9 protein-coding genes are annotated in these 13,026 nt (G+C 73.0%); 4 read left to right on the plus strand and 5 right to left on the minus strand.

What is annotated here, in order from left to right:
- The 3 genes from OG948_RS07680 to OG948_RS07690 form a co-directional block, all read right to left on the minus strand.
- Complete coding sequence (locus tag OG948_RS07680) at positions 1–1,344, minus strand: sensor histidine kinase (RefSeq protein ID WP_406294891.1); 1,344 nt, start codon at positions 1,342–1,344, stop codon at positions 1–3.
- A gap of 74 nt (positions 1,345–1,418) precedes the next feature.
- Complete coding sequence (locus OG948_RS07685; RefSeq protein WP_406294894.1) at positions 1,419–2,543, minus strand: acyltransferase; 1,125 nt, start codon at positions 2,541–2,543, stop codon at positions 1,419–1,421.
- Complete coding sequence (locus OG948_RS07690; protein ID WP_406294896.1) at positions 2,536–3,507, minus strand: alpha/beta hydrolase; 972 nt, start codon at positions 3,505–3,507, stop codon at positions 2,536–2,538. Before OG948_RS07690 ends, OG948_RS07685 begins: the two co-directional genes overlap by 8 nt.
- 293 nt (positions 3,508–3,800) lie before the next feature.
- On the opposite strand from OG948_RS07690, the gene OG948_RS07695 reads away from it, so the two are divergent.
- The 3 genes from OG948_RS07695 to OG948_RS07705 all read left to right on the plus strand — a co-directional run bounded on the left by OG948_RS07695 (position 3,801) and on the right by OG948_RS07705 (position 7,933).
- Entirely contained in the window at positions 3,801–5,216 is a 1,416-nt protein-coding gene (locus OG948_RS07695; RefSeq protein WP_406294898.1) for a sensor histidine kinase, read from the plus strand.
- 320 nt (positions 5,217–5,536) lie between these two features.
- Positions 5,537–7,327, plus strand: a complete 1,791-nt coding sequence (locus OG948_RS07700; RefSeq protein WP_406294900.1) for a cholesterol oxidase substrate-binding domain-containing protein — start codon at positions 5,537–5,539, stop codon at positions 7,325–7,327.
- 66 nt (positions 7,328–7,393) lie between these two features.
- Complete coding sequence (locus OG948_RS07705; protein ID WP_406294901.1) at positions 7,394–7,933, plus strand: 2'-5' RNA ligase family protein; 540 nt, start codon at positions 7,394–7,396, stop codon at positions 7,931–7,933.
- Between the two features lie 23 nt (positions 7,934–7,956).
- Here the strand turns inward: OG948_RS07705 and OG948_RS07710 are convergent, their stop codons facing one another.
- Positions 7,957–8,646: a hypothetical protein gene (locus OG948_RS07710; protein WP_406294903.1), complete on the minus strand. Its 690-nt coding sequence runs from the start codon at positions 8,644–8,646 to the stop codon at positions 7,957–7,959.
- Between the two features lie 84 nt (positions 8,647–8,730).
- Here OG948_RS07710 and OG948_RS07715 point away from each other — a divergent pair, with 84 nt between their 5' ends.
- Positions 8,731–12,087: a hypothetical protein gene (locus OG948_RS07715; protein ID WP_406294905.1), complete on the plus strand. Its 3,357-nt coding sequence runs from the start codon at positions 8,731–8,733 to the stop codon at positions 12,085–12,087.
- A 73-nt stretch (positions 12,088–12,160) separates the two neighbouring features.
- On the opposite strand, the gene OG948_RS07720 is transcribed toward OG948_RS07715, so the two are convergent.
- On the minus strand, positions 12,161–12,931 hold the full coding sequence (locus tag OG948_RS07720) for a hypothetical protein (RefSeq protein ID WP_406294907.1): 771 nt from the start codon (positions 12,929–12,931) through the stop codon (positions 12,161–12,163).
- Between the last annotated feature and the right edge of the window lie 95 nt (positions 12,932–13,026).

Below are 13,026 nucleotides of genomic sequence, written 5' to 3' on the forward strand. Positions count from 1 at the left end.
TCACTGCTCCTCGGTCGGCAGGAAGACGTCCACGTGGTAGCCCCCTTCGGGAGTATGCCCGGCGTCCAACGTGCCGCCGATCATCGCCGCCCGTTCGCGCATGCCCAGCACGCCGTGCCCGGAGCCCTCCCGCGCGGGCGCGCCGGCGTTCGGCGCGGGCTCGTTGGTCACCCGCAAACCGATCCCGGTCGGTACGTACGCGACCTCGACCCGCACCCGCGCGCCGGGCGCGTGTCGCAGCGCGTTGCTCAGCGCCTCCTGGCCGATCCGGTAGGCGGACAGGTCGACGCCCTGCGGCAACGGGCGCGGCGCGCCGACGGTGACGTGCTCCACCGTCATCCCGGCCGCGCGGACGTTGTCGATCAGTTCGGGCAGCCGGTCCAGGGTGGGCAGCGGGGCCGGCCGGCCCTGCCCGTCCAGCTCGCCGTCACCCTCCGGCCCGGTGCGCAACAGGCCCAGTACGCGCCGGAGTTCACCGAGCGCGTCGACCGCGTTGGCGCGGATCGTCACGAAGCTCTGCACCAGTTCCGGCGGTGGGTCCGCGACCCGGTAGCGGGCCGCCTCGGCCTGGATCGCGATCACCGACATGTGATGCGCGACCACGTCGTGCAACTCGCGTGCGATCCGGGCGCGTTCCTCCAGGAGTGCGCTGCGCTCGCGCTCGGTGGCGGTCAGGTCGGATTGCACCGCGAGCTGCCGGCGCGCATCGCTGCGGCCCCGGAAGGCGACCACGACCACCATCACTATCGCGGTCATCATCGCGACCGCAGGCATCGTGCCCCAGTGCGAAGGGTCGTTCTGCGCGTTCCGGACCAGGACCACGCCCAGCAGGGTGGTGATCAACCAGGTCTCCACGACGATGCGCAGCCGGGCGTGGAAGGCCACATAAGCCATCACCACGACCTGCGCGAAGACACCCACGGCCGTCCACGGCCACTGGATGTGGTCGTGCCCGTTCGACTCGCCGGCGAGGGCGCACGCCACGGTCGCGGCGAGCGACATCCACCACGCGACGAGCGGCCGTTGCGGCGCGAGCAGGATCGGCGCACCCGTGGCCAGGCCCAGTGCGAAGCCCAGGCCGCCGGACACCCCGGGATAGCCCGCCAGCACCGCACCCTGAATACCCACGGTGATCACGACCGCGAGGTAGAGCAGAGCGCGCGCGATCGCCACGCTGCTGAACGGGGCCGGCGGGCGCTCGGTGCGGACCCGGACATCGAACAGGTCCTCGCGCAGCGCGGTCAGCCCTCGGTTCATCCGACCGACCCGAGTTGCGCCGCCGCCGGGATCGTCGATCCGCTCGGTATCAACCGCTCGCTGCGCTCTGCCCGCCTTGACACTCACCCACGGCAGGCTATGAGGCACGACCGGTCCACGGCATCCCCGCCCCGGGTGATCCCGGGTGTCACTCTCAGGAGCTACGTGCGATGCCCGGACCTGCCCGCGCCGGCCTCCCAGCGATGGAACACCGCCCACAGCGCGAGCAGCACGGCGGCGAAGGCCGACATCCACCCGACGCGCGCCGCGATCCACGGCAGCCCGTCCGGCGCCGTGCCCAGGCCAGGCAGACCGCCGAGCCCGATGCCGATCGAGGTCACCGCGAGCATCGCGCTCTGATGCCACAGGAACACCGTCATCGCGGACAGGTTGACCAGCGCGACCGCCGCCCAGATCCCGGGGTGCCGGCTCAGCGCCCGGCGCAGCGGTGCCCGCACCAGCAGCGCGAGCCCGCATTGGGCCAGGCCGAAGGCGACCGCGGCGGCGGTGGGCGGGTTGAGGTTGGAGATCGCCTCGCCCGGGACGCCGACCATGCTGACCGGATAGCCGCAGTAGCGGATCAGCCCGGCACACGCGAACGCTCCGGCCACCAGCAGCGGCGCACCGAGCCGCTCGATCCGCGCCCGGTGCGGCCCCGCCCACAACACGCCCAGGCTGTACGGGACGAGCCAGCCCGCGAGTACGTTGACCCAACCCACCGCGGCCGGCCCGTCGGCGGCGAAACGGGTCAGGTCCACCAGTGCGACCGTGCCGATCGCGAGCACGGGTCCCGCCCGGCCGAGCCGGACCACGAGCGGGGTGAGCGCGGTCAGGCCCGCGTAGACGAGCACGAACCACAGCGGTGACAACACCAGCTTGCCCAGCGTGTGCAGGGTGTCGCCGGGCACGAAGTCGGCGAGCAGCGCGATCGCGACGGTCCACACCGCGAGCAGCGCGGCGATCGGCCGGCCGAGCCGGATCATCCGCCGCCGGGCCCACGGTCGGTAGCGGTCCGCGCGTGCGTGGGATCGCGCCGCGACGTACCCGCCGACCAGGAAGAACACCGCGAGCGGCTGGAGCAGCCAGGTGACCGGCGCGTAGTCGGGCAGCCGGCGCAGCGGGCTGTCGGTCTGCCAGTGGTCGGCGCCCGCGTACACGCCCGTGACGATCCAGTGGCCGAACACGACGCCCAGGATGGCGATCGCCCGCAGGCCGTCCACCTCGCGCTCGCGGTCCGCCGGTGTCGAGTCCGCGATCCGACGGACCAGGACGCCCGGTTCACGCATGGGTCACCTCCGCGGCACGGCCCCGCGCGATCAGCGCGAGGTTGTACAGGGACGGCCCGCCGGGCCGCAGGTAGTCCGAGTGGCCACCGGCGCCGGCCGCGAACTCGCGCGCGCCGAAGCCGTGCCCGGTCGGGTCGGCGCCGAAGCCGACGGTGGTGTCGAAGAACGGGATGCTCACGTTGGGCACCAGGTCGATCCAGTCCGCGCCGCCCCGACCGGCCCAGACCCGGGCGCCGGTGGCCAATTCGTCCCGGTCGTCCACACCCAGGCCGGGGCTGCCGAACACGGCCAGGTCGGCGACGTCGATCCGGGAGACCGCGCGCCCGCACACCACCGAGCCGTACGAGTGGCACAGCAGCGATACCTGCGCGGCGGGCGCCACGGTGTACAACCCGGCGACGAACCGGCGCAGTTCGCGCGCGCCGTCGTCGGCCCGGCCGGTGGTCAGCACGTCGAGGCTGATCGTGCGCGGCGGCGAGTAGCCCAGCCAGGCGATCACCGCGACACGCGTGGTCGGGTCCTGGCGGCGGATCTCGTCGTAGAGCGCGCGGGCGCCGCCGGCGGGGGTCGAGTACGGCTTGTCGCCGCGGGTGTCGTAGTGGTCCAGGTCGCTGTCGCTGCCCGGTACCACGACCGCGATCCGGTTGGCGCCGGCCAGGTCGCCGAGCACCTCGACCGCGCGGACCCGGCCCGCGCGTCCATCGAAGGACAGGAAGGTCCGCGCCGGGTCGGCCATCCGCGCGAGATGCTCGGCCCGTCCGGTGTGACCAGTGTCCCGGGCCAGGCCGGCCGCCTCGGCGATGGCGCGCTGGTTGGCCGCGTAGCGCTCGCCCAGCGTCGCGGCGGACATCGCGGGCAGCGTCGGTGGTGTCGGTGCCGCCGCGTCCGCGACGCCCGCGCCGGGTCCGGCCAACGCCCCGGCGACCAGCGCCGAGACCAAGCCCATTCGCAGCCGACCACGCATGTCCCGCTCCCGTCCTCGAAGTACGAACACGAAGCTAGGAATCGGCGTCGGTAGCCCGCGTCGCGCCGGAGAGTGGACTCCGCGGGTAGCTCTCCGGGACTACACGGGTCACCCGCGCGACACCGAATCAGGACAATTCACTACACCTGTTGTGCTCGGGCCGGCTCGGGCCGGCTCGGGCCGCCTCGGTGCCGGTGATCGACGCACCCGAACCGGGGGGAGCCTCAGGTACCACCCCGGCTCTCCTCCGCTGGACCGACGCGCCTCGGCCCGGGCCGGCTAGCGTTGAATCCGTGACTTTTCGCCCCGTGGCCGCATCGGGCCCGCGCCCCTTCCCGTCCTGGTCCCCGGCCCGACGCTCCCGCGCCTTCGACGTCACACTCGCGCTCTCGGTCGGGCTGCTCGGCTCCGTGCTCGGGTTCGTCCAACACTTGCGCGACTCCGATGGGGACTTCGCGGACACCGGCGCGTGGCTGTCGTTCGCGGCCGGGCTGATCGCCGGGCTGGTGCTGGTCGTCCGCCGCCGGCATCCGGTGTGGTGCGCCGCGATCGTGGCGATCACGCTGTTGCGGGAACAGGCTCTGGCCGCGTTCTTCGCGGCGTACGCGGTCGCCGTGTACATGAGCGACCGACGCAGGATGTGGGCCGCGGTCGGCCTGCTGTGCCTGGCCACCTGGCAGCCGTGGAACTGGCGGGATCTGGGCAACGGCACCGCGAACACGCTCGCGATCCTCACGCCCGCGTGCTACGGCCTGTACATCGCCTCCCGTCGCAGGCTCGTCGCCGCGCTCGGCGAACGAGCCGAACGGGCGGAGCGTGAACAGGAGTTGCGCGCCGAGCAGGCGCGCGAGGAGGAACGCAACCGGCTGGCCGGGGACATGCACGACATCGTCACGCACCGGGTCAGCCTGATGGTGTTGCAGGCCGGTGCGATGCGCTCGCGGGCGCCGGACGAGGCGACCCGGGCGGCGGCCGAGGACCTGCGCTCGACCGGATGCCAGGCGCTGGCCGAACTCCGCGACTTGGTCGCGGTGTTGCGCACGGGCGAACGGTGCGACGCGGGCGCGCCGGTGGAGCCCGCCGTGCTCGACCTGTCCGCCCTGGTCGCCGAGTCGCTCGCGGCCGGCGTGGAGGTGCGGTTGCACGTGGAGGGCACCGTACGCACCGCCTCGCCGGTGGTGGTGCGGACCGCATATCGCGTGGTCCAGGAGTCGTTGACCAACGTGCACAAGCATGCTCCCGGTGCCGTCGTCCGGGTTCTGGTGCGCCATGCCCCCGACGAGCTGCGGATCACCGTGAGCAACACCGCGGCCACCCGCCCGCGCGAGATCGAACTGGGCTCCGGCGGCACGGGGTTGGTCGGTCTGCAACGGCGGATCGAGTTGACCGGCGGCACCTTCCGCGCGGGCCCGCGCCCCGACGGCGGATTCGAACTGGACGCCCGGCTGTCGGTCGCGTCGACCGCATCGGACCGGGCGCACAAGGTGCTCACGGCGCGCGAGGCGCACGAGGCTCCGGAGCCGACGAAGCCGGTCCGGCCCGCCGCGTCGAGCCCGAGCGAACGGCCGACCGCGCCCACCCGGCCGATCCGCGCACGGCCGACCCGGGCCGGCGCCGACCGGTCGCGGCGACCCGCGCCGGACCGATCGGAACCGGACCCGAAAACGGCACCCGGAGTCCTGACCGCGTCACATCCCGAAACCGGCTGATACCCGACGGATCCCCCCGCATCGGGTTCCGCATCCTCGACACGTGTCACCGCCGCTTGGGTGTTGACTTGGCCGGCCCTCGGATGGACCCTCGGGCCAGCCACATCGCGGGTCGCCGGCGGCGGGCGCCGGCTCGACATCGCACCGTCCAGGCACGCCCTCATCACGTGGCGCCGGAACGTCCACCGACCCACGCGTCGTCGACCCATCCGGCACCTCGGCACCGCAGCATATCGATCTTCCGGAATCGGAATCTCCGCTTCCGTATGTCGAATTCCCCCGGGCTGCAGGCCCTCGGGACGCCCCGGAAAGGCCTCCTGATGCCGCGAGTGAACGATTCGAATCCGGACCACCCCACCGACTCCCCAAGCCCCGCGCGGAGCACAACCCCCGGCACGCCGTCCCGTCGGGCCGTCCTCGGCGGTCTCGCCGGCGCCGCGCTCGCCGCGACCCAGTGGACCCCCGCCGGTCTGCTGCCCGCGACCGAGGCGGTCGCGGCGCCGACCCCACCGAACTTCCCGCCCGGCATCACGCTGGGCGTCCAGCAGTACAAGAACTGGTCCGGCGAACTGCGCGCCGACGACGTGTGGACGGCGGTGCCCGCGCACCCCTCCGACGTCGTGGTGCTCGCGAACTGGGCCCGCGCCAACGGCTATCGGCTCCGGCCCCGCGGGATGAGCCACAACTGGTCGCCGATCCTGATCCCGGCCGGCGCGGACACCTCGCACACACTGATGGTCGACACCACACAGAACCTGACCTCGCTGGTGGTCAACCCGGGATCGCCCACCACGGTCACCGTCGAGACCGGGTGCAGCGTCGAACGCCTGTTGACCAAACTGGAGGAGGCCGGGCGCGGGTTGATCGCGGCCACCGCGCCGGGCAAGTTGAGCGTCGGCGGCGTGCTGGCCATCGGCGCGCACGGCAGCGGAATCCCCAAGTCGGGCGAGAGTCTTCCGCAGGGCGGCACCTACGGCACGCTGAGCAACCTGGTGTTGTCACTGACCGCGGTGGTGTGGGATCAGGCCGCCGGTGCCTACGTGCTCCGGACCTTCCCCCGCAACGACCCGGAGATCGGCCCGTTCCTGGTGCACCTGGGCCGGGCCTTCGTCACCGAGGTCACCCTCCAGACCAACGCGAACCAAAGACTGCGCTGCCAGAACTTCTACCACGACCAGATCGGCACGCTGCTGGGCCCACCCGGCGGCAGCGGCAAGAAACTCGCCGACTACATCCGCGACTCGGGCCGGGTCGAGGTGATCTGGTTCCCGTTCACCACCGTGCCCTGGCTCAAGGTGTGGAGCGTGGCGCCGAGCAAGCCGTGGGTCTCCACGCAGATCAACAACCCGTATCCGTACACGTTCGCCAACTTCGTCACCGAGGAACAGGCCGAGTTCCTGGCCGACATCGCGACCGGCAACGTCGGCGCGACCGAGGTGTTCACCAACGCCGAGATGGCGGTGGTGGGTTCGGGCCTGATCGTGACCTGGACCTGGGACATCTGGGGCTGGTCGAAGAACACCCAGCTCTTCGTCGAACCGACCACGCTGCGCATCCACGAGGGCGGCTGGGCCGTGCTGACCACCCGAGCGAACGTGCAGCGCGTGCTCAACGAGTTCTTCGTGAAGTACACCGGCCTGCTGGGCGCGTACAAGGCCAACGGCCGGTATCCGTGCAACAGTCCGATCGAACTGCGGGTGACCGGCGTCGACCGGGCGAGCGAGGTGGTCACCGCGAACGCGGTCGAGCCCACGCTCTCCGCCGCCCGACCGCGCCCCGACCACCCGGAGTGGGACACGGTGGTCTGGCTGGATGTGGCGACCCTGCCCGGCACGCCCGCCAACCACGACTTCTACCAACAGATGGACGCCTGGATCTGGGGCAACTACACCGGCGACTACGCGTGCGTGCGCCCGGAGTGGTCCAAGGGCTGGGCGTACGGGATCGGCGGCGCGTGGACCGACACGGCCGCGATCACCGGCCGGATCCCGAACTCGTTCCGCACCGGCCTTCCCACGACGAGCAACTTCGACGCCGCGCGGGCCACCTTGAACAAGTACGACCCGAGCCGGGTCTTCTCCAACACGTTCCTGGACGTCCTGCTGCCCTGACCACCTCCACCCGACACGGCATCCTCCCCACCCGGTGCGACCCGGGCGGGGAGGTACCGTGCTGCGATGCGCACTGTGGAACTGACCCTGGACGGAGCCGCCGAACTCGCGGTCCGTCGCGTGTGGAAGGAACTGGCCGACCTCGGCATGCCCGGACAGGGCCCGCGGCCGTCCGCCGCCGACCGCCCGCACATCACCCTCGGGACCTGTCACGAACTCACCGACCCAGTACGCGAGTTGCTCGCCGAGGCGCTCACCGCGCTGCCCCTGGAGGTCGAGCTCACCCGGCCGGTGCGATTCGGCGGCCGATCGCGCACCGTGGCGTGGGAGGTCGCGCCGAGCGACGCGCTGCTCGCACTCCAGTTGCGGGTGTGGCGCACGATCGACGCGGAGAACCCGTACCACCACCCCGCGGCCTGGGCCCCGCACGTCACGCTCGCCCGCACCCTGCGCCCGGGCGACGCGTGGCAGGAACACGCGTGGCGACTGCTCCGGGGACGGCCCGCCCTACCCGCGCTGCTGACCGGCGCGCGCAGCTACGACTACGCCACCGACACCGCCGAGGACCTCCTGACGCCCACCGGGGCCGTGCCGGCATCCGGCTGATCGGTTCGGGCCGGGCCCGGTCGTCAGCCGTCGCCGTCGAGCCAGCCGTCGTCCAGCGCGCCGTTGTCGTCGTACACGACGAACTCGCGTTCCACCGAGGCGATCTCGTACCCGGCCAGCGCGGCCACCAGGTCCGCCGTCGCGCGCGCGGCGGCCTGGTCGCCCATCCCGTGGCAGCGCTGCGTGACGAACCGCTCGGATCGCCCGTCCGCCCGGGTCCGACGCGCGTTGTGCGACAGGTGCGCGCCGTGCCCGACCACCTCGGCGGCCAACGCGGCCAGGTCGGCGTCCTCGGCGAGCACGAGCTTGAGGTGATGCTCGAAGTACAGCCCGGGCCCGAGCGCCCGCGCCTGCGCGTCGCCGGCCGGAACGCCGGGATGCCACGGCGCCGCCTCGATCTTGGTCCGGGTCACCGGATACCCGTCCCGGCGCAGCACCGCGGCGAGTTCGGCGGCCCGCTCGCGGGCCCGGGTCAGGGTCGTGGTCGCCCGCTCGGTCACCATCGGCTGGGACACCGTGTGCCCGCGCGCGAGCACGATGTGGGTCAGCCCCACGCCGTACGCGCCGGCCCGACGGGCCAGCCCGTCCACGTCGTCGGTGCGCACCGTCACGTGCGTCTCGAACACCCCGGCGAGGTCGTCAGGGAAGGCCCGGCCGGCCCTGCCGGAGTGGCGGGCGTGGTCGGTCTCGGTGGCTTCGGTCGGCGCGTGCACCGCCCCATCCTCGCAGGTGGCGACGGGCGCCACCGGGAATAATCGGTACCCGGACCGGGCGCCGGGATCCGCATAATGGCCCGCATGCCGAGCCGAGCCGAAGAACTCATCGCCACCCTGGACGCGCTGCCCCACCGCGAACGCGTGCGGGAGATCGCCCGCGTCGCCCGGCGGCTTCGCGGGTCCGCCGAACTGCCCGCGACACTGGCCGTGTTGGCCGGACAGGGCGGTTACGAGCGCGGTGTCGCGTTGACCATGGCGATCGTCGCGGGCGATGTCGAGCACGTGCTGCGGACCACCCGGGATCCCGATCTCGCGTTGGCCCGCCGCGCGGTGAGCGCGGCCCGTTCGCTGCCGGTGCCCGACGACGCGTTGGCCGCGTTGCTGGACGACGCCCCCTCCGTGCTGCGCGACACCGTCTACCGCGCCATCCGCGCGGGCCGGCGCACCGCGTTGGCGGATCGCGTCATCGCCGAGGTGCTCGCGATCCGCGGACCTGCCGAGGCAGCCCGGGTGCTGCCGGCGTGCGGTCCGACCGTGGCGGCCGAGTACGTCGGCGTGCTCGGGCACATCGACCGGGTCCGGGACGCCTTCCTGCGCCGGTATCCGGCACTCGGCCTCGACGACGCTGAGCACCTGCTGGACGACCTGCCCGTCTCCGACCGGGACACGTGGTGGACGAACCACGGTCGCGGCGTGATCGCGGCCGGTGAGCGATTCCCGCATCGGGTGCTGGACCTGATCGAGCGTCACCCCACCCGCGGGCCGCTGCCCTGCGCGTTCGTCGGCGGCATCCAGCCGTTCGTCACCGCGGATCGGAAGCGGGTGCTGCGCCTGCTCGCCGCCTCCGAGCGGCGCGGCCGGACCCTGTCCGGAGTGAGCGCGAGCGCGCTGCGCCGACTCGTGGACACCGGGCCCGACTCCGCCGACCTGATCGCGCTCGGTCGCGCGGTGCGCACCGACGAGGCGGTCACCATCCGCCTGCTCAAGGCGATGGCGCCGAGCCGGCGCGCCGGGTTCCTCGACGCCGTTCACGCCGACCGGGACCGGAGTCGGGACATGCCGAGCGGCGCCCTGCTCGACGTGCTTCCGCACGCGCGTCGGCACGCCGAGGCGCGCCGGATGCTCGCACTCGCCTCGATCGTGGCCGACGAGCCGCGCCGCCTGCCGCTGCTCGCCTTCCTGCCACTCGCCGAGGCGCACGCCGAACTCGACGCGACCACGCGACTTCCCGACCCCGGCGCCCGGGCCGAGGGGTATCGGCGACTGATCGCGTGCGCGGCCCGGACCGGCGACCCCGAGCAGTTCGGCGCGGTACTGCGCTCGCTGACCCGGCTGCGGAACGAACAGGACCCGGTGCGCGGCGCGGCGTTGTTCGCGATCGCCGAGGCGCATCCGGGCCTGTTCGACGCGGAGGTGGTGGACGTGCTCACCGACCTGGTGCGGGACACCCTGGAGGCGCGGGACACCTCGTACCGGACCCGATCCGCCCTGACCGACCTGGCCGCACGCCTGCTGACCCATCATGTCGTGGGCGGCGCACCGGAGTTGACCGGATGGGCCCTGACCACCTTCGAGCGGGTGGCGGGCCGGTCGGGGGTGGTCCGACTGGCCGGCCTCGCGGACGATCTGCGTCGCGGTCGCGAACGGGAGATCCTGGAGGCGCTGTTGCCGTGGATCCGGGCTCAGGTCGCCCGAGGCGAGCACTGGCTCGCGTTCGCCCTCGCCGGCACTCTGGACCGGCGGGCGTGGGCACTGGAGCCGTTGCAGGAGATCCTGCGCCTGGCCACCCGCGCCGACTCGGACGCCGTCGCGGGTACCGCGATCGGGCTGTGGTTGGCCGATCCGCGTCGACGCGCCGAGCGGGTCGCCGAGTTGGTCGGGTGGGACGAGTCGACGCCGACCCTGCCGGTGGTCCTGCACGCGCTCGCCTATCGCCGCACCGACCTGCTCGACGGCTACCTCGCCGGCCGCACGTTGCGTGGTCGCTTCGCCACGCGTGGGGTGCGCTGGATCCCGTACCTTCCGTTCGACGGCATGGCGCGGCTGTTGCCCAGGCAGCAGCGGGCCTACGCGGCGCGGCTGGTCGAACTCGCGGACGACGTGCGCCAGCACGTCGATACTCGGGTGCACGCGATCCGCCGGCTGGCCCGGGTGCCCGGGTTCGGTCGTCCCGCGGTGCTGCGGTATCTGACCGCCACCGAGGTGCCGTTGATGGAGGCCGCGCTGAGCGGTCTCACCCATACCGACGACCCCGGCGCGGCGTTGCCGATCCTGCTCGCGCACATGGGCGACGATCGGGCCCGGGTCGCGGCGTACTCGATGTCGCGCGCCGCGCGGTACGTGCCGCCGAGTGTGCTCGAACCGGCGCTGCGGCAGGTGCTGTTCGGGCCGGCCAAGGTGACCTCGCGCAAGGAGGCGGCCCGGATCGTGGTGCGCGAGGCGCTGCCCGGCGCGGTCGAGTTGTTGGCGCACGCGTGGTCGGCGCCGGATCAGCATCGGGACGTGCGCGGCGCGATCCTGTACCGGTTGACCACCCGGCTGGACGACGAACGTTCGTGGACGGTGCTGCGGGCCGGAATCGAGGGTCCCCGGGAGGCGGCCCAGGCGATCGTGGCCCGGCCGCCGGCCGCCCTCGCGCCGGCCCGGCGAGCCCGGTACGCGGAGCTGATCGGCACTGCCTGCGCGAGCGCGGACACCGAGGTGCGGCGGGCCGCCTATCGGGCCTTCCCGCGCTGGGCCCGGTATTCGCCCGACGGAGTCGCCGCGATCGCCCGCGCGGTCCTGGACCCGGCCGACCCGGTCGGGTGGCGCGAGGCGGCCGACGCGCTGCACACCTTCACCACGGACGGCGTCGCGCCGGAGACCTACCTCGACGTGATCACCACGCTGATCGTGTCGGACGGCGCACCGGACGCGCCGAACGCCGAGCCGGAGCAGGACCGCCCGGCCCGACGGCGGTTGACCGTGCTGCTCGACCAGGCGCGTGCGTGGGCGGTCCGCGCCCCGGCCGAATCGGCGCCGGTACTGCGGCCGGTGCGGGCCGCGCTGGCGGGCGTCCCGGAGTTGCGGATCGAGGCGGCGACGTTGACCGCGTCGGTCCTGCCGCTGTCCGGCGACGCGGTCGGCGCCGGCTTCGCCGATCTGGTGGAATTGTGCGCCGGCCGGGCGCTGCCCGCCATCCGCGCGGCCGGCGTGCTGCGCGATCGTCTCGGCCGGGCCGGCGCGCCGATCGATGCCACCGCGCTGACGGCCGCCGCGCGCGAACTCGCCGCGTGTCCGGCGCCGGCGGCCGGGTTGTTCGGCTGCGAACTGGCCCGCGCGCTCGGCGTACGGGCCGGGTGGCCGGCCGAGTGGCGCGCGCTGCTGCGCGAACTGCGCGCACACCCGGATCCGGACGTACGCGAGAGCGCACTGGCGGTGCGCACCACGTCGACCTGAACCGCCTTCCCCCGCCGGGTGATCGGGGCGACACGCCCCGACCGCCGACCGGTGCCTGGGCCGAACAGGGCGATCAGCTCTGCTCGGTGCGCAGCAGGCGCAGGAACGCCTTGATGCCGGAGATCACTTCCTGGTTGTCCGTCAACTGGCTGACGGTGTCCTCGAATCGGCGCCCGAGAGCGTCGATCTTGTGGTCGGCCGCGCGATACCTCTCGATCCCCCGCTGGGTGTCCGCGGCGGTCGAGGTCTTGAGCAGGTTGAGCGCTGCGCCCAGTTCCCCGGTGGTGGTCTCCAGCCTCTCGCACCTGGCGTCCAGGGCCTCGACCTTGGTCTCCAGTACGCTCACCCGCTCGACCAACACGAGTACGTCGTCGCGGGGATGGGTCACCTCGCGCAACATGCTCCGCAGCCGCTGACCGAGGTACTCCAGGTACGCCTGGCTGGGCCGGAACATCGTGCTGAGCAGATAGAACCCGGCGAACCAGTAGCCCACCACGCCACCGGACGCCCAGGTGATCACCGCGATCACCCCGGCCGAGACGACGTGCGCGCCGATCGCTCCCCACAACAACCGGCGGGCGATCCGGCGCGCCTCCGGGTCGCGCGCCTCCGGGACCGCGAGGCCCTTCTCCCGGCTGATCGCGATCTCCCGGATCAACTGCCGGGCCCGGAAGTACAGGTTCCAGGGCACGGTCAGCACCGCGATCAGCCAGAACAGACACAGCGCTCCGGCGCCCAGCGACAACAGATCGGTCAACGACGTGTCGTTGACGAAGTACAGGACGATGCCCAACACCGTCGTCCCGACCAGCAGCAAAGCTCCCAAACCTTTGGCCGCACTCACCCGAACTCCACTCCCCACCCGGTGATCCGGCCGTCCATGCGGCCGACCTGCTCGGACTGTAGGGCACGCCGATCAAGCCCGCAGGTGCGTCGCGC

The sequence above is a fragment of the Embleya sp. NBC_00888 genome (genome assembly GCF_045207655.1).
Taxonomy (GTDB): Bacteria; Actinomycetota; Actinomycetes; order Streptomycetales; family Streptomycetaceae; genus Embleya.

Excerpts from the sequence above, each read along its gene's own strand:
- OG948_RS07700 (WP_406294900.1), top strand. The coding sequence starts at position 5,537 with ATGCCGCGAGTGAACGATTCGAATCCGGACCACCCCACCGACTCCCCA.
- OG948_RS07715 (WP_406294905.1), top strand. The coding sequence starts at position 8,731 with ATGCCGAGCCGAGCCGAAGAACTCATCGCCACCCTGGACGCGCTGCCC.
- OG948_RS07705 (WP_406294901.1), top strand. The coding sequence starts at position 7,394 with ATGCGCACTGTGGAACTGACCCTGGACGGAGCCGCCGAACTCGCGGTC.
- OG948_RS07685 (WP_406294894.1), bottom strand. The coding sequence starts at position 2,543 with ATGCGTGAACCGGGCGTCCTGGTCCGTCGGATCGCGGACTCGACACCG.
- OG948_RS07690 (WP_406294896.1), bottom strand. The coding sequence starts at position 3,507 with ATGCGTGGTCGGCTGCGAATGGGCTTGGTCTCGGCGCTGGTCGCCGGG.